This is a genomic window from Tardiphaga sp. OK246, assembly GCF_900188215.1.
GTDB classification, from domain to species: Bacteria; Pseudomonadota; Alphaproteobacteria; order Rhizobiales; family Xanthobacteraceae; genus Tardiphaga; species Tardiphaga robiniae.
Genome location: NZ_FZOX01000007.1, coordinates 165,279 through 185,345, shown reverse-complemented (window position 1 = coordinate 185,345; position 20,067 = coordinate 165,279). Strand labels below are relative to the sequence as shown.

General features: G+C 61.6%; 18 protein-coding genes. 9 read left to right on the top strand and 9 right to left on the bottom strand.

Annotated elements, in window-relative coordinates:
- Window positions 1–177: 177 nt before the first annotated feature.
- Entirely contained in the window at window positions 178–2,523 is a 2,346-nt protein-coding gene (locus CHC01_RS27175; RefSeq protein WP_176454718.1) for an autotransporter outer membrane beta-barrel domain-containing protein, read from the top strand.
- A 74-nt stretch (window positions 2,524–2,597) separates the two neighbouring features.
- On the opposite strand, the gene mobA is transcribed toward CHC01_RS27175, so the two are convergent.
- Complete coding sequence (gene mobA / locus CHC01_RS27170; protein ID WP_089267586.1) at window positions 2,598–3,227, bottom strand: molybdenum cofactor guanylyltransferase MobA; 630 nt, start codon at window positions 3,225–3,227, stop codon at window positions 2,598–2,600.
- A 70-nt stretch (window positions 3,228–3,297) separates the two neighbouring features.
- Between mobA and CHC01_RS27165 the strand changes: the two genes are divergently transcribed.
- From CHC01_RS27165 to CHC01_RS27145, 5 genes are all read left to right on the top strand, one after another.
- Complete coding sequence (locus CHC01_RS27165; RefSeq protein ID WP_089267468.1) at window positions 3,298–3,546, top strand: sulfurtransferase TusA family protein; 249 nt, start codon at window positions 3,298–3,300, stop codon at window positions 3,544–3,546.
- A gap of 200 nt (window positions 3,547–3,746) precedes the next feature.
- Window positions 3,747–5,405, top strand: coding sequence for an OFA family MFS transporter (locus CHC01_RS27160; RefSeq protein ID WP_089267467.1), 1,659 nt, complete (start codon window positions 3,747–3,749; stop codon window positions 5,403–5,405).
- A gap of 87 nt (window positions 5,406–5,492) precedes the next feature.
- Window positions 5,493–5,756 (top strand): hypothetical protein, encoded by a 264-nt coding sequence (locus CHC01_RS27155; protein WP_089267466.1) that lies wholly within the window; start codon window positions 5,493–5,495, stop codon window positions 5,754–5,756.
- Between the two features lie 215 nt (window positions 5,757–5,971).
- Window positions 5,972–6,268 (top strand): hypothetical protein, encoded by a 297-nt coding sequence (locus tag CHC01_RS27150; protein WP_176454717.1) that lies wholly within the window; start codon window positions 5,972–5,974, stop codon window positions 6,266–6,268.
- Window positions 6,265–6,453 carry a hypothetical protein gene (locus CHC01_RS27145; protein WP_089267465.1) on the top strand — a complete coding sequence of 63 codons (189 nt, stop codon included), beginning with the start codon at window positions 6,265–6,267 and terminating at the stop codon, window positions 6,451–6,453. The genes CHC01_RS27150 and CHC01_RS27145 overlap by 4 nt, the downstream gene beginning before the upstream one ends.
- On the opposite strand, the gene dapA is transcribed toward CHC01_RS27145, so the two are convergent.
- Both dapA and CHC01_RS27135 read right to left on the bottom strand, forming a co-directional pair.
- On the bottom strand, window positions 6,450–7,424 hold the full coding sequence (gene dapA, locus CHC01_RS27140) for a 4-hydroxy-tetrahydrodipicolinate synthase (RefSeq protein ID WP_089267464.1): 975 nt from the start codon (window positions 7,422–7,424) through the stop codon (window positions 6,450–6,452). The genes CHC01_RS27145 and dapA overlap by 4 nt on opposite strands.
- Before the next feature lie 10 nt (window positions 7,425–7,434).
- Window positions 7,435–7,704, bottom strand: a complete 270-nt coding sequence (locus tag CHC01_RS27135) for a hypothetical protein (protein WP_244558537.1) — start codon at window positions 7,702–7,704, stop codon at window positions 7,435–7,437.
- A 184-nt stretch (window positions 7,705–7,888) separates the two neighbouring features.
- Between CHC01_RS27135 and CHC01_RS27130 the strand changes: the two genes are divergently transcribed.
- Window positions 7,889–8,140, top strand: coding sequence for a DUF6496 domain-containing protein (locus tag CHC01_RS27130; protein ID WP_089267463.1), 252 nt, complete (start codon window positions 7,889–7,891; stop codon window positions 8,138–8,140).
- Between the two features lie 148 nt (window positions 8,141–8,288).
- Here CHC01_RS27130 and CHC01_RS27125 read toward each other — a convergent pair whose 3' ends face one another.
- Window positions 8,289–8,540, bottom strand: coding sequence for a hypothetical protein (locus tag CHC01_RS27125; RefSeq protein WP_089267462.1), 252 nt, complete (start codon window positions 8,538–8,540; stop codon window positions 8,289–8,291).
- Between the two features lie 4 nt (window positions 8,541–8,544).
- The gene (gene ku, locus CHC01_RS27120; protein ID WP_089267461.1) at window positions 8,545–9,432 is read right to left on the bottom strand and encodes a non-homologous end joining protein Ku; all 888 of its coding nucleotides are present in this window, start codon (window positions 9,430–9,432) and stop codon (window positions 8,545–8,547) included.
- Window positions 9,433–9,575: 143 nt separating this feature from the next.
- Here ku and ligD point away from each other — a divergent pair, with 143 nt between their 5' ends.
- Window positions 9,576–12,296 (top strand): DNA ligase D, encoded by a 2,721-nt coding sequence (ligD, locus tag CHC01_RS27115; RefSeq protein ID WP_089267460.1) that lies wholly within the window; start codon window positions 9,576–9,578, stop codon window positions 12,294–12,296.
- A gap of 184 nt (window positions 12,297–12,480) precedes the next feature.
- On the opposite strand, the gene CHC01_RS27110 is transcribed toward ligD, so the two are convergent.
- Window positions 12,481–12,645: a DUF3309 family protein gene (locus CHC01_RS27110; protein WP_081422059.1), complete on the bottom strand. Its 165-nt coding sequence runs from the start codon at window positions 12,643–12,645 to the stop codon at window positions 12,481–12,483.
- Window positions 12,646–12,799: 154 nt separating this feature from the next.
- On the opposite strand from CHC01_RS27110, the gene CHC01_RS27105 reads away from it, so the two are divergent.
- Window positions 12,800–13,111: a polyhydroxyalkanoic acid system family protein gene (locus CHC01_RS27105; RefSeq protein WP_089267459.1), complete on the top strand. Its 312-nt coding sequence runs from the start codon at window positions 12,800–12,802 to the stop codon at window positions 13,109–13,111.
- Between the two features lie 321 nt (window positions 13,112–13,432).
- Here CHC01_RS27105 and treY read toward each other — a convergent pair whose 3' ends face one another.
- From treY to glgX, 3 genes are read right to left on the bottom strand one after another with little or no spacing between them, the layout of a single operon-like run.
- Window positions 13,433–16,225, bottom strand: a complete 2,793-nt coding sequence (gene treY / locus CHC01_RS27100) for a malto-oligosyltrehalose synthase (RefSeq protein WP_089267458.1) — start codon at window positions 16,223–16,225, stop codon at window positions 13,433–13,435.
- Window positions 16,225–17,991: a malto-oligosyltrehalose trehalohydrolase gene (gene treZ, locus CHC01_RS27095; RefSeq protein WP_089267457.1), complete on the bottom strand. Its 1,767-nt coding sequence runs from the start codon at window positions 17,989–17,991 to the stop codon at window positions 16,225–16,227. The genes treY and treZ overlap by 1 nt, the downstream gene beginning before the upstream one ends.
- Window positions 17,988–20,066, bottom strand: coding sequence for a glycogen debranching protein GlgX (gene glgX, locus CHC01_RS27090; protein WP_089267456.1), 2,079 nt, complete (start codon window positions 20,064–20,066; stop codon window positions 17,988–17,990). The genes treZ and glgX overlap by 4 nt, the downstream gene beginning before the upstream one ends.
- Window position 20,067: the final 1 nt, after the last annotated feature.

The window sequence follows — 20,067 nt, the reverse complement described above, 5'->3', positions numbered from 1 at the left end:
AATGATTGGATAGGGACGATATCCACGGACTGGTACACAGCGGGAAATTGGGATCTCAATGCGATCCCGATATCGACGGATCCAGTATTTTTCAACACGACGACTGGGATTCCGTCGCTGATCAACGGCGGAATGGTGACCGTCAACGGCTTGTATATCGGCGTCGGGGATAAGGGCGTGCTGACGGTTGCGAACGGCGCCGTGCTGAACAGCAACCTTGCATATGTGGGCCAGATGGCCGGTTCGAGCGGCGCGGTGACCGTCACCGGTGTGGGGTCGATCTGGAACGCTCAAGGACTGGTCGTTGGCAACGATGGCGTGGGAACGCTGGCAATCTTGAACGGCGGCGCGGTCAACACCTCCGTCTATGAATTCTCCCTCGCAGATCAGTCTGGCAATGGAACGGCGATCGTCGATGGCGCCGGTTCGAAATTGACCGCCAGCGACTTTGTTGTCGGCAATGGCGGTACGGGCACGTTGACGGTTTCGAACGGCGGTGCAGTGATCGGCACCACATGGATCAGCACGATAGGGCATGATGTGGGCGCCGTCGGCACGGTCACGGTCACGGGCGCCGGATCGACCTTGTCCAATGTAGGCGATCTCTTTATCGGGCAAAACGGCTCAGGCACGCTGACAGTTGCCAATGGCGGCGGTGTTACGGTCGGTGGCAACATCGTTCTCGCCTATCAACCAGGTTCTACCGGTACGTTGAATATCGGCGGCGCGGCTGGCGCTGCTGCGGCGGCGCCCGGTACAGTCAACACCGCTAATATCGAATTTCGCGCCGGCACGGGTGCGATCAATTTCAACCACACAGGCGTTGGCTATGTTTTCGCACCCGCTATGAGCGGCTTCGGCACGATCAACCAGCTCTCCGGCGAAACGATCCTGACTGCGGATTCGAGTGCCTTTACTGGCGCAACCAGCGTGACTGGTGGCCGACTGGCCGTGAACGGCTCGCTCGCCGGATCAATCGTGACTGTGTCGGGCGGCGGCATCCTCGGCGGCACCGGTACAGTCGGCGGCATCGTCGCCAATAGCGGCGGCATCGTCGGGGCCGGCAATTCGATCGGTACGTTGAACGTCAACGGCAATGTCAGTTTTGCAGCGGGATCGATCTATCAGGTGGAGACCAACGCAGCGGGCCAGTCGGACAAAATTGCAGCAACAGGAAGCGCGACGCTGAACGGTGGCACGGTGGTCGCATCCGGCGCCGCGCTGATGGGCACGAAGTACACGATCCTGACGGCAGCCGGCGGCATCAATGGCACTTTCGCCAGCGCCAGCGGAGCGACGGTGACGCCGTTCCTAGCCTACGGCCTGACCTACGATGCGACCAACGTCTATCTTGGCGTCAGCCGCAGCAACGTCACCTTCGCCTCGGTCGGATCGACCCGTAATCAGATCGCGGCTGGTGGAGGAGCAGATAGTCTGCCGGTTGGCAGTCCATTGGTGGGCGCACTGGTGCAGCTCGATGTGGCGCAGGCCCGCGGGGCCTTCGACCAGATCTCTGGCGAGGTGCATGCCTCGGTCAAGGGCGTCATGATCGAGGATAGCCGCTTCCTGCGCGAGGCAGCGATCGATCGGCTGCGCGCTGCGTTTGACGGCGTCGGCGCGGCTGCCGCGCCGGTCACGACCTATGTCAACGGCCGCCCCGTGCTTGCACCAGCCGCCACCGACGGCATTGCGGTTTGGGGCCGCGGCTTCGGCTCCTGGGGGCAGTGGAACGGCGACGGCAATGCTGCAACCGTCAAGCGCGATATCGGCGGCTTCATGGTCGGTGCCGATGCGCCGTTCGTCGATGGATGGCGCGTCGGTGCAATCGGCGGCTACAGCCGATCGAGTTTCCGCGTTGGCGATCGTAATTCCTCCGGCGCCAGCGACAACTACCATGGCGGCCTCTATGGCGGCACGCAGTGGGGCGATCTCGCTTTCCGCTCCGGTCTTGCCTATACGCGGCACGATCTCTCGATCAATCGCTCGGTAGGGTTTCCGGGCGTCGCCGAGTTGCTGAGGAACAACTACAGCGCCGGCACCACGCAGACCTTTGGCGAGTTCGGCTATCGCATCAGGGCAGGGCGGACGCCGCTCGGCCATCTCGCTTTCGAGCCTTTCGCTAATCTCGCTTATGTGAATCTGTCGACCGATGGTTTCACCGAGAAGGGCGGCGCCGCCGCGCTCACCAGCCGGGGCGATACCACTGGCGTCACCTTCACCACGCTGGGGCTTCGGGCGTCGACAGGCTTTGATCTCGGCAACGGGATGACCGCGACGGCGCGTGGTATGCTCGGCTGGCGTCATGCCTTTGGTGATGTCACGCCGACCTCGACGATGGCTTTCGCCGGTGGATCGCCCTTCGCCATCGCCGGTGTACCGATCGCCAGGAATGGCGCCGTCGCTGACCTTGGCTTTGACGTCAACGTCACGCCAAACGCCATTCTTGGTCTCACCTATGGCGGGCAGTTTGGCTCCGGTGTCACCGACCAGACCTTGCGAGGCAATTTCGCTGTCAGGTTCTGACGCGATCGCATCATGTCGAGAGGCGGCCTGACGGCCGCTTCTCGGTCGATGTTATTCCAAACGGCGATATGTCGTTAGTTGTCATCCAGCTTTGCAAGCCGTTCGGCTTCGGCGATGTCGTCCATCGTATTGGCATTGAAGAACGGATCAATAGGATCAGTCGGCCATTCCACGGTTGCGAGTCTGTAGCGGGACGTCCAGCGGCCGACCTTGCGGATGTCCTCGTTGACGAGGGCGTGCCGTAACTCATGGCGCAGGGAGACATCCCACAAGCCGACGACGGGGTGCGACTGTCCGGCCGATGACGCGACGGCAAGCTGCGCATTCTCCGCAATGCGGGCCTGATGCAAGCGGGTGACGAGATCGCGCGGCAGGAACGGGCAATCGCCGGCGACGCTCAGCATCCATGTGACGTCAGGTCGGTTGGCAGCTGTCCATTCCAGACCTGCGAGAATGCCGGCGAGGGGGCCGGGAAAATCCGCGACGTCGTCGGCAATCACCGGCAGTCCGAAGGACGCAAATCGTGCGGGATCACCATTGGCGTTCAGCACCAGTCCGTCGCATTGCGGCGCGATGCGTGCGATCACGCGGGTCAGGATGCTGCGGCCACCAATCTCACGCATCGGCTTGTCGCCGCCGCCCATCCGGCGCGCGAGACCGCCCGCGAGAAGCACGCCCGGAGTGGTCGGATATGTGTTCGTCATCGCCATACCGCTGCATATGACATTTGATGCCAGCCCGATATAACGCAGTTGCACCAAGTGGAACCGCGCGATGCCTGTGACCAAGCTCGACCTGACCGGATTGAAATGCCCGTTGCCGGCGCTGATGACGCGCAAAGCGATGAAGGCACTGTCGGTGGGCGATCGACTTGAAGTCCACTGCACGGACCCCCTCGCAGTGATCGACATCCCTGCGTTGATCCAGCAGAGCGGTGATCAGATCGAGACCTCTGAACGCAGCGGCGATGTGATGATCTTCTTCATCGAAAAACGAAATGCTGCGATTGCAAATCGCGATTGAATTGCTGCGATGCAGTGGAAATCATTGAGAAATTTTCGCTCCTGATACCTTTGGACTATCGACTCCCGCAGTCGCTTCTGGCCCTGTTCTAAAGTGCGAGCGTGCGTGAATCTTTGTCCGCGCGCCGCAGGGGAATTGACGAAGCGACTTTTTCAAATCGCAGACCGGCTCAGAAGGGTTGGCTGCAGGGGAGAACTTTCATGACAAGTGTGGGCAACGCCGGAACACTGTCTGGCACCAAGCCAGGATTGCTGGAACGCGAACGCATCATTGCGACCGCCGGCTTCAACCGGTGGCTGGTTCCACCTGCTGCACTCTGTATTCATCTCTGTATCGGCATGGCCTATGGCTTCAGCGTGTTCTGGCTGCCGCTGTCGCAAGCGATTACGACACCTGCCTCGAAGGAAGTGTGCGAGGGCATGAGCCTCGCCACCGAGCTGTTCACCACCACCTGTAATTGGAAGGTCGCCAGCCTCGGCTGGATGTACACGCTGTTCTTCGTGCTGCTCGGCGTTTCCGCAGCCATCTGGGGCGGCTGGCTCGAGCGGGTCGGTCCGCGCAAGGCCGGCTTCGTCTCGGCGATGTGCTGGTGCGGCGGTCTCGTGCTCGGTTCGATCGGCGTCTACACGCATCAGCTCTGGCTGTTGTGGATCGGCTCCGGTGTGATCGGCGGCATCGGTCTCGGTCTCGGCTACATCTCGCCGGTGTCGACGCTGGTGAAGTGGTTCCCGGATCGTCGCGGCATGGCGACGGGCATGGCCATCATGGGCTTCGGCGGCGGTGCGATGATCGGCTCGCCGCTGGCTAACCTCTTGATGAATTATTTCAAGACCCCGACCGATGTCGGCGTCTGGCAGACCTTCCTAGCCATGGGCGTGATCTATTTTGTGTTCATGACCATTGGCGCGTTCTCCTATCGCATCACGCCACCGAACTGGAAGCCGGAAGGCTGGACCCCGCCGGCTACGGCGAATGCGATGATCACCACCGGCCACGTGCATCTCGACAATGCGCACAAGACCAAGCAGTTTTGGCTGATCTGGGGCGTGCTCTGCCTGAACGTGTCGGCGGGCATCGGCGTCATCGGCATGGCCTCGCCGATGCTGCAGGAAATCTTCGCGGGCAAGCTGATCGGCGCGCCGGATCTCTCCTTCAGCCAGCTCTCAGCAGCGCAGAAGACTGCGATTGCCGGCATCGCAGCCGGCTTCGCGGGTCTGATCTCGCTGTTCAACATCGGCGGCCGCTTCTTCTGGGCGTCTTTGTCGGACAAGCTCGGCCGCAAGAACACCTACTACACGTTCTTTATTCTCGGCATCGTGCTCTATGCACTGGTGCCGACCTTCGCGGCGATGGGCAGCAAGGTTCTGTTCGTGCTGGCCTTCGGCATCATCCTCTCGATGTATGGCGGCGGCTTCGCGACCATCCCGGCCTATCTCGCCGATATCTTCGGCACCCAGTTCGTGGGTGCGATCCACGGCCGGTTGCTGACGGCCTGGGCGACTGCGGGCATCGTCGGTCCGGTGGTGGTGAACTACATCCGTGAATTCCAGATCGCTGCCGGCGTGCCGCGGGCGCAGGTCTATGACTTCACGATGTATATCCTCGCCGGCATGCTGGTGCTGGGACTGATCTGCAACATGCTGGTGAAGCCACTGGCGCAGCACTGGTTTATGAAGCCGGAGGAAGTCGCGAAGTTGCAGGCCAAGGGCGCCGAGGCGGCGTCGGCCGGCGGAGGCTCCTATGGTATCGGCAAGGGCGGTTTCGACGGCGCCGCCATTGCCTTCTGGGCTTTCGTCGGTGTCCCGCTGTGCTGGGGTGTCTGGCTGACGCTGCAGAGCGCCGCGCGCATCTTCCAGTAAAACCTGCGCGGGACCGGCAGCGAAAGCTTCCGGTCCCATTTTACATCTGACGAACAATCTTCAAAACAAGCACATTCGGGGATAACGATGACACGCATCACTACGGGCCTCTTGGCCGCACTGTTCGTTGTGACTTCAATGGGCGTTGCTTCGGCACAGGCGCCTGCGACGCCGGCAACCCCTGCTGCGCCCGCCAAGATGAAGCTGAACAAGCAGAGTCTGAAGGACATGAAGGCGAAGTGGAGCGCCAACAAGGGCAAGCTCAAGGCCTGCCGCAAGGACGTCAAGGTCAAGGGTCTCGCCGGCGACGATCGCTGGTTCTACATCGAAGACTGCATGGCCAAGAGCTGAGCCGTAGCAAGAGCCGGGTCGTAGGATGGGTAGAGCGCAGGCGCGTAGTGCCGGAGCGAAACCCATCATACGGGCTTCGGGCCATCAGCCTGATCTTTATGCCGCGCCTATGAACAGGCACGGCTGCCCGTCTCGATTTCATATGGCGATGTCCGCATCTTCTCATCATCCCGACGCGCTCATGCGCCAGGGATTTGAGAAGACGGACAACGACCATGACGATGTTCTACAATCGCGATACGCAACTGCACGATTTCTCGGCCGACAGCGCCTATCGCTCCTATCTCATCAGTCGCAATCAGCCGCCGATCGTCCATCACTCGGGCGACATCCAATGGAAACGGCTTTGCGTAGCCATCAGGCTGACGCGTAACCACATCAAGGGCTTCTTCGCCGCCATCCACATGGCCCTGGTGGCCGACAAGATGCGCCGCGCGCGGCGTGAATTGGCGCGCGTCCGTGTGCGCGCCGCTGATACGCCGGTGCTTCAGGATCGCCGGAGCGAGCCATGAGTAAAGACCGTTCTGCTGCGCTGTTCGCGCGCATCGGCTCCTACGCGACCATCATGCCGGGCATCCTCGCCCGGCTATGGCGTTTTGTCATTGGACCTGCCGTCTATCGGCCGGCCGCGCATTATATGCGCGGACCCGGCCCGAAATGTCGCGAGAAGAACGAGCGCGCGCGCCCCCAATCCTAGCGGGCGCGGCGCAGGGGCGGCGCGTCGTCAGGCTGTGCCCAGATCGCCTCCATCGCGGTGTGTACCTGCTGCTGCTCGGCATCTGTAAGCTCGGTCAGCGGCAGGCGGACGGCGGCACTCCCCAGGCCCCGCAAGGTCAATGCATATTTCACTGCCGATATAACCTGGTCCGGCGGCAGAGCTGTGGCGAGCGGCGCCAGCATGTCGGAGATGGTCGTCGCATAGCGCGGGCATCCCTGGCGGGCCGCGTAATACATGCCGCGGCAGAGCTGCGGCGCTACATTGGCCATCGCAGAGACAACGCCGTCGCCGCCGAGCAGCAGGTAAGGCAGGGCTGCGGTGTCCTGTCCCGTCAGCATCCGGAAACCCGCTGGCAGCAGCGGCCGCAATCGCGCCAGTCGCCCGGCATCGCCGGTGTCGTCGCGCAGGCCTATCAATCGTGGCGAGGCGGCGAGACCGATGAGCGTGTCGTCGGTCAGCGCACGGGCACAACGCGACGGTGCGTCATGCACAATGACCGGCAGCAATGTCGCCTCCAGGATCGCACGGAAATGCGCTGCGATGCCACTTGCCGTCGGGCGGTTGTAATACGGCACGACCGACATGACGGCATCGGCACCGGCGGCCCAGGCCAGCCGCGTCGATTCAATGGCACGGCTGGTGCAGTTCGATCCCGCGCCGGCAATGACGTGGATGCGCCCGCGGGCGACGCCGGCGGCAGTCCGGATCAGCGTGGCGCGCTCGTTCGAGGTGAGCGTGTCGGCTTCGCCGGTGGTCGCGCCGACCACGATGGCACTGGCGCCGGCATAGACCTGTCGCTCGCACAACCGCGCGAAAGTGAGGAGATCGAGCGCGCCATGCGCGTCGAACGGCGTCGGCACGTCGGCGATGATGCCGTGCAGCCAGTCGTTGGCGTGATGGGAGGCATGAGCTTGCGGGAGGGCATGAGCCCGAAGAGCAACTGTGGACATGGCGGGAAGCTCAGGCGACGCGCCGTTGTTGTAACCGTTCGACAGAGGTTGCTGCCGTGAAAGGCAGGGCGTTCATATCGAGTTCGATGAGGCCCGCTATCTCGATGATGGATTCGGGGCGATGGCCGTTCTCGAACAGCGCGTAGCGCACGGCATTCGCGCGGCTGACAAACAATCCGCCGAATAGGCCGTTCTGCTCCTGCGCGACCCACTGGCCGCGGCCGTTCCTGCCGATGAAAACGAGGGATGAGCTACACGAGGGAGGTTCGATGGTGATCACTTGCAGTCTCCAGTTCATTCGCTTGAGCGAATGGCTGCAAGATGATCGGCTGCCCGTTTGAAAACGAGATGAGCGGCGGTGCCGCGTTATAGGGATTTCATAAGTGCGTTCGTTCGCACATCACCCACGCGGAACCATCACCGATGATGACGATTGATCGTTTCGATCACAACGGGAGCATGGAATGGCGAAATATTCCAAGAAGGCCGCCGCAAAGGTCGCGCGGGCCATGAAGAAGCGCAAGGCCGGCACGCTGAGAAGTGGTCGTTCGAAAACGAAGGTGACCAGCCGCAAACAAGCGATCGCCATCGGCCTGTCGGAAGCTCGCGCCGAGGGCAAGAAGGTGCCGAAGAAAAAGACGGTGAAGAAAGCCAGCAAGAAGACGGCGGGGAAAAAGAAAGCGGCAAAAAAATCCCGGAAGTCGACGAAGGCCTGAGGCTGCGCCGATGTACGTTGATCGACGCATATGAACCAATCTTCGTCATGCTCGGGCTTGTTCCGGGGATCCACGTCTTGGGGAGAGAAAAGACGTAGATGGCCGGGACAAGCCCGGCCATGACAGTTTCGACCGAAGCGTCATCGCCTCACTTCGTCTGCAGCGTCGCCTTCAGCAGGTGGTCCCTGCATTCATCGTCCTTGCCCTCCGCCATTGCTTCGCTGGCCAGACCGATCTCGTCGGAGGCGGTCTTCTTTTGCTTGCCTTCGGCCATCTTGGCGATGGCTTCGGCGACGAAGGCGATATTCGAGGCGTTGCATTCCCTTGTCTGTAGCTGCTGCGTCTGCGCTGCCACGGTCGGCATCAACGCGATGCCTATGATCGTTCCCAAAATTTTCATGCGCTTAGCTTGCCTTGCGGTGCCGCGCCGATGACCGCGCGGCCTTCTTGGCCGGACGTTTGCGTGCTACATGTGGTCGTGACGACGAAGCGCGTTTGGTCGACTTGCCCTTGCCGCCCTTGAGGCTCGCCTTCAGCGCATCCATCAGGTTGATGACGTTGTCCGGCTTCTCCTCCTTCTCGACGACCTTCACCGGCTTGCCCGCGGCCTTGCGCTTCACCAGCGTCTTCAGCGCGGTCTCATATTCATCCTTGAATTTGCTGGGATCGAAATGCGCGGCCTTGCTGTCGAGGATATGCACCGCAAGGTCGATCATGTCCCTGGAGATCTTCGGGCTCTTGATATCGTCGAAATAGTCCTCCTCGTCGCGCACCTCATAGGGGAAGCGCAGCGTGGTGCCGAGGAGGCCCTTGCCGAGCGGCTCGATGGCGATGATGTGCTCGCGATTGGTCAGCACGATCCGCGCCAGCGCCACACGGTCCTTGTCCTTCATGGCATCGCGGATCACGGCAAAGGCATCGGCACCGGCCTTGCCGTCGGGCGCGATGTAATAAGGATTGTTCAGATAGCGCCGATCGATCTCGTCGCGCGGCACGAAATTGTCGATATCGATGGTGTGATTGCTCTCGATCTGCACAGCCTCGAGCTCTTCCTTCTCGATCTCGACATATTCGCCCTTGCTGATCTCGTAGCCGCGGCCCTTCTGCTCCTTCTCCACGACGTCGCCGGTCTCGACATCCACCATCTGCTGTTTCAGCCGGTTGCCGGTCTCGCGGTTGATCATGTGGAATTTGGTTTTCTCGATCGAAGTCGCGGCCGGATACAGCACCACCGGACAGGTGACGAGCGACAGCTTGAGAGAGCCTTTCCAATAGGCGCGGGGCGGGGCCATACTCGTCCTCCAACTCGATCTACAAATGAAGCGCGCAGGCCGCAAAGTATTGCGCTGGCGTGGATTTCCAGGAACTTCAACGGCAGTTGCCGGTTTTGGTTCCGGGCCGGATCATGCGCCCAATGCGTTGAGTGGGGGACGGTGTGGCCGACAAGCAGCTTCAGATCTACCGCCGGAAACGCGATTTCGCGCAGACGAAAGAGCCCTCGGGCCAGATCGTAGTCGCGCCGGCGAAGCGGCCCCGTTTCGTGATCCAGAAACACGATGCCACGCGGCTGCATTACGACCTGCGGCTGGAAATGGACGGCGTCTTCAAGTCCTGGGCCGTTACCCGCGGCCCGTCGATGGATCCTGCGGACAAGCGGCTCGCTGTCGAGGTCGAGGACCATCCGCTCGATTACGGCGATTTCGAAGGCACCATTCCCAAGGGACAATATGGCGGCGGCACCGTGCAGCTCTGGGACCGCGGCTATTGGGAGAGCGACGATCCGGACAAGGGCCTCAAGAAGGGCGATCTCAAATTCACGCTGGATGGCGAGAAGCTACATGGCGGCTTCGTATTGGTGCGCATGCGTCATGACCGCAATGGCGGCAAGCGCACCAACTGGTTGCTGATCAAGCACCGCGACGAATTCGTGAAAGAGGGGAAGGCCAACACCGTCCTCGACGATGACAAGTCAGTAGCGTCCGGCCGCAGCATGAGCGCCATCGCCGCGGGCAAGGGCAAGGCGCCGAAACCGTTCATGATCGCCAAGACGGCGAAGATCAAACCCGATGCTATCTGGGATTCCAGCGAGGGCAGTGCTGCCGATGCGCGCGCTAATAAGGGCGTGAAGACCAAGGCGGATGTCGGCAGTCGTGCAGCGAAGAAAGAGGCGCCGGCGAAAAAGGCGACCGCGAAGAAAGCTGTCAAAAAATCCATCAAACCGACCAAGGCGGCGAAGATGCCTGGCTTCGTCGCGCCTCAACTTTGCACCGTTGTGGATCGGCCGCCCTCCGCGGATGGGTGGGTCCATGAGATCAAATTCGACGGCTATCGCGTGCAGCTCCGAGTCGAAGACGGCGAGGCTACGCTGAAGACACGCAAGGGGCTCGACTGGACCGACAAGTTTCAGGCCATCGCCAAGGAAGCCACTAGCCTGCCGGACGCTATCATCGATGGCGAGATTGTCGGCCGTGATGCCCATGGCGCGCCGGACTTCGCAGCGCTGCAGGCAGCGCTGTCGGATGGCGAGACCGATACGCTCATTTTTTTCGTGTTCGACCTTCTGTTTGCCGAAGGCGAAGACCTGCGGAAGCTGCCGCTCGGCGAGCGCAAGGAGCGATTGAAGGCGCTGCTCGACAAGGCCCGTGGCCGCCGCAAGGAAGGCCTGATCCGCTACGTCGATCATTTCGAGACGGGCGGCGACGCCATCCTGCAGTCGGCGTGCAAACTGTCACTGGAAGGCATCGTCTCCAAGAAGCTCTCGGCACCCTATGTCTCCGGCCGCTCGCAAAACTGGACCAAGGCCAAATGCCGCGCGGGCCACGAGGTTGTGATCGGTGCCTGGAAAAGCAATGCCGGAAAATTCCGTTCGCTGATGGTCGGCGTCAACAGAGGCGGTCATCTCGCTTATGTCGGCGTGGTCGGCACCGGCTTCGGCCAGGACAAGATCAAGCGCATTATGCCGGCATTGAAGAAAGCGGCGGCAAAGACCAGCCCGTTCGGCGGCGAGGAGACGCCACCGGGTGGCCGGGATGTGCACTGGCTCAAGCCCGAACTGGTGGCAGAGATCGAATTCGCAGGCTTCACCGGCGCCGGCATGGTGCGTCAGGCGTCGTTCAAGGGGCTGCGGCAGGACAAGCCCGCCGACGAGGTCGAGGCCGAGACACCCAAGAAGACCGACCTTGCCGAACCGAGACCGAAGCGCGGTGTGAAGAAGGCTGCGAAAAGCTTAGCGAAAAAAGCCGCGCCCGCTGCGGCAGGCAATGCCGTTGTCATGGGCGTATCGATCTCCAAGCCTGACAAGGAGCTGTGGCCGGATGCTGGCGATAGCGAGCCGGTCACCAAGCGCGATCTCGCGGCATATTTCGAAGCCGTCGGCGACTGGATGATGGATTATCTCAAGGGTCGCCCATGTTCGATCGTGCGCGCACCCGACGGCATCGACGGGCAGCAGTTCTTCCAACGCCACGCAATGCCGGGAACATCGAACTTGCTCGAACTCGTGAAAGTCTCCGGCGACCGCAAGCCTTATTTGCAGATCGATCGCGTCGAGGGTCTCGCGGCCGTCGCGCAGATCGGCGGGCTCGAACTGCATCCGTGGAATTGCGCGCCTGATGCGCCGGATACACCGGGACGTCTGGTGTTCGATCTCGATCCGGCGCCTGATGTGGAGTTCATTGCCGTCATGGATGCGGCGCGCGAGATGCGCGAACGGCTCTCGAGCCTCGGCATGGAGAGTTTCTGCAAGACGACCGGCGGCAAGGGCCTGCATGTGGTGGCGCCGCTGTTGCACGGTGCGAAGGACAAGGTCGACTGGAAGACGTCGAAGAGTTTTGCGCAGGCCGTGTGCCAGCAGATGGCCAGTGACGACCCCGAGCGCTATCTGCTCAACATGTCGAAGAAGCTGCGTGGTGGAAAGATTTTCCTCGATTATCTGCGCAACGACCGGATGTCGACCGCGGTGTCTGTGCTGTCGCCGCGGGCGCGAAAGGGTGCCACGGTGTCGATGCCGCTGACATGGGCGCAGGTGCGGAGCGATCTCGATCCCAAGCGGTTTACGGTGCGTAGCGTTCCGGCGCTGCTGGCAAAGAGCAAGGCGTGGGCGGGTTACGATGGTGTTGCATCGTCGATCAAGGCGGCCATCAAGAAGTTGAAATAACGCTCTCACTGTCATCGTCCGGCTTACGATCCAGTATACACGAATGTCGTTTGCTATCACAGACGCCGCCGAACACCGGATCGCCAGCTTTCGCGGGTGATGACATCTGAGTGTGATAATGCTGCACGCACGAAAAACGCGCGACCCCGGAAGAGATCGCGCGTCTTGAAATTAATCGTCGCTCTTAAAGTTTACCAAGCAGCAGGAGAATCAGCAGGATCACCACGATGAGGCCGAGACCGCCGCCGCCATAATAGCCGGTGCCATAGAACGGGCCGCCGCCGATACCGCTGAAACCGCCAAGCAAGGCGATGATCAGGATGATCAAAATAATTGTACCAATGGACATGAATCTCTCCTCAGCCTGGCAGACGGACAAGCCTGCTGCCTTCATGCGATAAAAACGCGCGGGCACGCCCAAGGTTCCATGGGTGAAACTTTGATTGCGACTACCGCCGGGCAAAATCGCGCTTACATCCGGTGAGCTAACAAAGGATCGTGTGATGTCTGCACCGCTCGTCGTCTCCATTCCGCACAGCCTCGGCCGCGAGGAAGCTGCGCGCCGGCTCAAGACAGGACTGACACGCGCAGCAACGAATGTACCAATGTTGAAAGTTGACGAGGAGCGCTGGGACGGCGACCGGATGATCTTCCGCGTCCGTGCCATGGGGCAGGCGGCGTCCGGTCATGTCGATGTTGCCGAGGATCATGTCACCGTCGAAGTGGTGCTGCCCTGGCTCCTGCAGCGCTTCGCCGAAGTGGCGCAGGCAGCGATCAAATCGCGCGGAAATCTGCTGCTCACGAAAGAGAGCTAGGCGACGCTCTTTCATTCGTCATTGCGAGGTCAGGGAAAGCCTTCGGCTTTCCCCTTGGCGAAGCGACGCGGCAATCCAGCGGTCGCGACGAAGGACTGGATTGCTTCGCTGCGCTCGCAATGACGCCTCAGCGGATGGTGCTTCGCAGCATAATAAGCAGCAATTGTGCGTGCGTTGCACACGCCGCATCCCGTAAACCACTCGCAAACAATTTGATGAAAAGCTTCGGCTGCGCGGAGAAAGGGAACCGACCTTTTTCGAGTCGGCACGACATCCGCCAGGCCGTCCGGCCGTTGATCCCGGGCGGCCTTGTCGTGTGTGCTATCGCAAACGCGTCGAACGAATGCGTTTCGGCGCGGCATGCGCCTTCACGATCGCCATCGGAATCTGCCTGAAGAGTTTGGCGACGGAGAGCTCGCTCGCGCCGTTCTTCTGCGCAGCGCCTTCAACGAGGTAGCCTGGCGCGATCACGGTCGCATCGAATGCCGTCGCCTCCGGCCAATGCCGCCCGCTTTGCGTCGCTTCGGAAAAGGCGCGCGGGATCACGACGATCGCCGCGTCGCGCTGATGCCGCCGCGCAAAGGCGATGATGTGCGCCGCATGAGGTCCGGTCACTTCAAGTGGTTCGTAATCGCCATCGGTGAAGATGGCTGCCATCTCGGTGCGGCGTTTCAAAAGCTCGCGCGTCCAGGCGAGCTTGATGTGGCCATCATCCCAGTGTTGCGCCAGTGCCGCCCAATCCGGTTGCTGCAGTGCCTTCAGCACTTTCGCGCGTTCGGCGAAATCCACCGGGCGGCGGTTATCGGGATCGACCAGCGAGAAATCCCAGAATTCGGTGCCCTGATAGAAGTCCGGCATGCCGGGAATGGTCGCTTTCAGCGTGATCTGGCTCAGCGAATTCAACGCGCCAATCAGCGATGTGCGTTTGGCAAAAGTCTCAAGCGCCGCAAGAAATTCCGGCGACTGGGCCGGATCGAGAATGCGCTCCAGAAACGTGCGCAGACCTTTCTCGTAAGCCTCGTTCGGGTTGAGCCAGCTCGTTTCCTGTTTGCCTTCGCGCGCCGCCTTCAGCGCATAAGCCTGCATCCGCTCGAGGAAGGAATTGTCCCGCCCGCCGAGCGGCCACGCGCCGATAAGCGCCTGATACAACATATACTCAAACGCTGCGGAGGGCGCGCGCATCTCGCCATCGACCACCAGATGCTCGGCATTCAACATCTTCCAGCGACTTACGGCACTGGCCCATTCGCCCGGCATTTCCGCCAGCGCCAGCAGCCGAGCACGGGCATCCTCGCCGCGCTTGGTGTCGTGGGTGGCGGTCGAGGTCATGCCATACGGCCGCTCGCGCGCGCGCGTGACCATTATCTCATGGAACGTGGCGACAGGTATCGCGTCCGCTGCCGGCTCACCGCCAACTTCGTTGAACGCCAGCAGACGATGATAGCGATAGAAGGCGGTGTCTTCGAGCGACTTCGCCATCGTCGGCCCGGTGAATTGCTGCACCTTCAATGCAAAGCGTCGCGCCCGCGGCTTGCTATGCGCGGGGCGGCCAGGCTTCAGCAGGTCCAGCGTCAGAGCGTCGCGCAGGAAGTCGAACAAACCTTCGTCGGCGGCGAACCAGTCGGCACGCGCCTTCTCGATGGTGTTGGAAATCAACTGCCGATCCAGCGCCGATGGCCCCGTCGCGGAGAGATAGGTGCGATAGACCGGGAAATGCAGCACGTAGAGTTCGAAAGCCTGACGCAGCGTGTCGGCGGAGAAGTCGCGCGTCGAATAATGCCCATTGGCGATCCGTGCCAGCAGACGCGTCAGCACGGTGAATTCGCTGAGCAGCAGGGTATCAAGCACGCGGCGCTTGGCTTCCACCAGTTGGGGTTCGAATTTCGGCGAGACGTTGCTCACCTGTCGCCAGGTTTCGCCCAGCGGTTCCAGACCTTTTTCTTCGACCAGCACCTGCGTGATCACATTGAGCCATTCATAGCCGGTGGTGCCATGCACGCCGGCGAAGGGCACCAGCTTCTCGTGCTCGCCGAGAATCTTCTCGACCACGACATAGAACGGTTTGGTGCTGTTGCCATGCGCCTCGCGGATCAGCCGGCGCAGCCGTTGGAAATATTGCGAGGGATCATGAAGACCGTCGATATGGTCCAGCCGCAACCCCTGCAGCTTGTCTTCGGCAATCAGCCGTTTGACCAGCGAATGGATCGCCTCGAACGTATCGGCGTCCTCGATACGCAGACCAGCCAGCGTATTGACGTCGAAGAAGCGGCGGTAGTTGATCTCGCTTGATGCCAGGCGCCACTGACCGAGCTTGTAGTGCTGGCGCTCCAGCAGCATATGCATGGCCTGAATCTGGGCGGGCCGATCCAGCCCGGCGCGATAGGCGTCGAGGCCGCGGGTGATAACCTCGGCAGCGCCGTCGATCGACGCCAGCTGCTGCTTGAAAGCCGGCGCTTCCCGCCGGTTGGGATGGCGGAGGCCCTTGTGCTTGGCCGCGAGTGTCAGGATTGCGCGGCCGGCTGGCGTGTTGCCGGCATCGGCTTCCTTGACGATGCTGCGCAGCATCTCGCTGTAGCGCTCCGGCGCGATCGGCAGCCTATGTTCGAAATACCAGGCCGAGAAGCTGCCTTCCTCGGCGTCGTATCTCAGCTCGATCTCGCCGTTGTCCAGTGCCTGGCCATAAGAGCTACCGATGATCGGTAGCAGCAGACCGCCGCGTGCGCGATAGGGCAGGGTGTCCCAGTCGATGTCGAAGGAGACGGCGTGCGGCGAGGCCTGTCCCCATTCCAGCACGTCGAGCCACCACGGATTGTCTGCGAAATGCACGCCCACATGATTGGGCACAAAGTCGAGGATCAGGCCGATATCGTTGGCCTTCAGCGCGGCACTCAGGCGCTCGAAACCTTCGTCGCCGCCCAGTTCCGGATTGAGCTTGGTGTGATCGACAATGTCATAGCCATGGGTCGAGCCGGCGCGCGATTTCATGAAGGGTGAGGCATAGAGATGGGTGATGCCAAGCGCCTTCAGATAGGGGACGATGCCCGCGGTGGCATCGAAATCGAAATCCTTGGTGAGTTGAATACGGTAGGTCGCGACGGGAATCGCAGGAGCCATTATCTATCTCCGATCCGCCATATGACGGACCACGGCGTCCCCACGCCGGTGGTAGTGTTGCCCCAGATTGTCGTGCCGGATGCGGGCTGCGCAGCCGCTATTTCCTTGTCGGACAGATTTGCCGTGAGATGCAGCCTGCTGCCGTCACCCATTGTCCAGAATGCCGTGAGCCAACCGCCATCACTTGCCTCAGCCTTGCCGAACCGTGCGCCAGCGAGGCGCGGCACGATATGCTGCTTGCGCAATGCGAGCAGCTCGCGAACCAGCGTCAGCCGCGTCTTGCCCGTGGTCGTTTCGCGATTACCCCAATCGAGGAAGGCCGAGCGGAACGAGCTCTCGTCCAACGGATCGGGAATCTCGTCGCCATATTTTTCGTAGGCGCTGGCGAATTCCTTCTTGCGGCCATTGCGCACGGCATTGGCGAGATCGCCTTCGAAATCGCAGAAAAACGGGAATGGCACCTTCGAGCCCCATTCCTCGCCCTGAAACAGCATCGGCACCATCGGCGCCAGCAATGTAATGGCCAGTGCAGCTTCGATGGCCTCGGGCTTGGCCAAGGTTTCCAGCCGATCGCCGAGCGCACGGTTGCCGATCTGGTCGTGGTTCTGCAGGAAATTCACGAAGGCCGCCGGTGCGAGTTCGCCTGATGGTTCGCCGCGCGGTGCGCCGTCGCGATGCGCCGACGACTGGCCCTGATAGGCGAAGCCCGAGCCCAGCGCCCGTACGATATGATCGAGCGGCTTCGGTGCGTAGTCGCTGTAATAGCCCTTGTCCTCGCCGGTGAGCAGCACGTGCCAGGCATGGTGATAGTCGTCGTTCCACTGCGCGCGATATTTGCCGCGCGGCGGGTTGGTGGCGGGATCGAGCAGAGTGGCGCGGTTGTCGTCGTTCTCGAGCACCAGATGGATCAGCCGGCCGGTGTCGGCGGCCAGCTTGCCGACCTCGCGGCTCAGCTCGTGCAGCATCGGGATCTCGCCCTGTTCGGGGATCGCATGCACGGCATCGAGCCTGAGCCCATCGAAGCGATAGTCGCGCAGCCACGCCACGGCATTCTCGATCGCGTAGGCCCGCACCTCCGGCAGGTGATAGTTGATCGCCGAGCCCCACGGCGTATGCGCATCGCCGAAGAAGGACGGCGCATAGAGGCCGAGATAATTCCCTTCCGGGCCGAAGTGGTTATAAACGACGTCCAGAAACACTGTCAGCCCACGCAGATGCGCCTCGTCGATCAGCGCCTTCAGGTCCTCCGGGCGGCCGAACATCGCATCCGGCGCGTACCACAATACGCCGTCATAGCCCCAGTTGCGCTTGCCGGCAAAATCGGCGAGCGGCATCAGCTCGAGTGCGGTGATCCCGGTGGCGACGAGATGATCGAGCTTGTCGATTATCGCGCGATAGGTGCCCTGCGGCGTAAAGGTACCGACATGGGTTTCAATCAGCACGGTCTCTTCCCACGGCCGCCCGCGCCAGTCGGTCGCGCGCCACGGATAGGCCTTGTGGTTGATCACTTCGGAAGGGCCGGCGATATCGTTCGGCTGAAAGCGTGAGCCGGGGTCGGGCACGTCGGTCTTGTCGTCGATCCTGAAGCGATAGGTGGCGCCGGCTTTCACGCCGGAAATCTCGGCGACGAACCAGCCGTCATCGCCGGGCTTCAAGGGATAGGATTGATCGCCAAGTACCACGTCGACGCGTTGCGCCGCCGGCGCCCAGAGACGGAAGATCGCGCCTTTCTCCGTGAGCCGTGGTCCGAACGAATGCGCGCTCATGCTGGCGTCCCCGCAAAGGCAAGCACCGAGCGCGGTGGCGCATCGATGTCGCTACCGGGGGGGAGGATAGCGATGGAGAGCTTCTCGTCGGCGGTGTTCAGCACCTGCCGCCAGTTCTTGTATTCCAGCATCTTCGGCAGCTTGAAAGGAATGCCCTCAGGCGCCGCATTCAGCACGATGAAGATCGGATTGGTGTTGTCGCCGGAAGCGCTAAGCACATAGGACAGGAAGCGACCGTCGGGAAACGCCCAATCCGTCTCGGTCATCTCGTCGGCCGAGGGCGTCAGCCACAGCACGCCATAGCTGCCATCGGCGCGGCGACCGTCGAGCCAGCGTTGCGTGGTGATCTGCGGAAAGCGCTGTCGCAGCTGCGCCATATGGCCGATGAAGTCGGTGAGATCGTCGTCCTTATCACCGAGATTGTCCCAGCCGACCCAGCCGATCTCGTTGTCCTGACAATAGGCGTTGTTGTTGCCGCCCTGCGTGTTGCCGACCTCGTCGCCGGCTAGCAATAGCGGCACGCCCTGCGCGAGGAACAGACAGGCGAGCTGGTTCTTGCGCAGCTGCCGGCGCAGCGCCAGCAGATCGGGATCATCGGTCGGGCCCTCGACGCCGAAATTGTTGCTCAAATTGTCGCTGGAGCCATCGCGATTGTCCTCGCCATTGGCCTCGTTGTGCTTCTCGTTATAGGCAAACAGGTCGGCTAGCGGGAAACCGTCATGTACGGTGACATGGTTGATGCCAGCGCGCTGCTTGCGGCCGTCATGGTTGAACACGTCTGACGAACCTGTCATGCGACTGGACACTTCGCCGATCAGCGAGCCCTCGCCGCTCCAGTAGCGGCGCATGGCGCTGCGATATTTGTCGTTCCATTCCGACCACTGCGACGGAAACGCGCCAACCTGATAACCGCCCATGCCGAGATCCCAGGGCTCGGCGACCATTTTGACGTTCGCTAGGACAGGGTCCTGCCGGATGGCGGTGAGGAAACCGCTATTGCGATCGAAGCCATTCGGCCCGCGCGCCAGCGTGGTTGCAAGGTCGAAACGAAAACCATCCACGTGACACACCTCGACCCAGTAGCGCAATGAATCCATCACCATCTGCAACACGCGCGGATGCGTAAGGTTCATCGAGCTGCCACAGCCCGTGAAGTCGTCATAGAATCGCGGATTGTCCGGCATCAGCCAGTAATAGGAGGCGTTGTCGATGCCGCGATAGCTCAGCGTCGGGCCGAGATGATTGCCTTCGGCGGTATGGTTATAGACCACGTCGAGCATCACCTCGATGCCCGCATCATGCAGCCGCGCGACCGTCGTGCGGAACGCATCGAGCGGATTGTCGGCGCCGTAGCGCGCTTCCGGGGCGAAGAAGGAGAGGGTATTGTAACCCCAGTAATTCACCAGCTTCATCTCGACTAGACGCCGGTCATCGACGAAGCTGTGCACCGGCAGCAGCTCGATGGTGGTAACGCCAAGCCGTTTGAGATGCTCGATCATCGACGGCGACGACAGGCCGCGATAGGTCCCGCGCAGCCCTGGCGGCACGTCCTTGCGGGTCTGCGTCAGGCCTTTGACATGGGCCTCATAAATGATGGTGTCTTCCCAGGGGACGCTGGGACGCGCTTCCTTGCGGCCCCAGTTGAAGGTTTCGTCGACCACCACGGCCTTCGGCATGCCGCGCGCATTGTCGCGGCGATCGAAGGACAGGTCCTCGCGCGACGAGCCAGTGCGATAGCCGAAATGTGCATCGCTCCAGACGAGACGCCCGGCCAGTTTCTTGGCATAGGGGTCGAGCAGCAGCTTGTGCGCATTGAAGCGATGCCCATGCTCCGGTTCATAGGGCCCGTGCACGCGATAGCCATAGAGTTGGCCCGGCGAGACATCGTTGAGATAGCCGTGAAAGACGTGCTCGTTATACTCCGGCAGTTCGATGCGCTCGAGCTCGCGCCGCCCCTGGCTGTCGAACAGACACAGTTCGACCTTGGTGGCGTTCGCAGAGAACAAGGCAAAGTTGGTCCCCCGTCCGTCCCAGCTTGCGCCGAGGCGGGAGGGCATGCCGGCAGATAGTCTCATG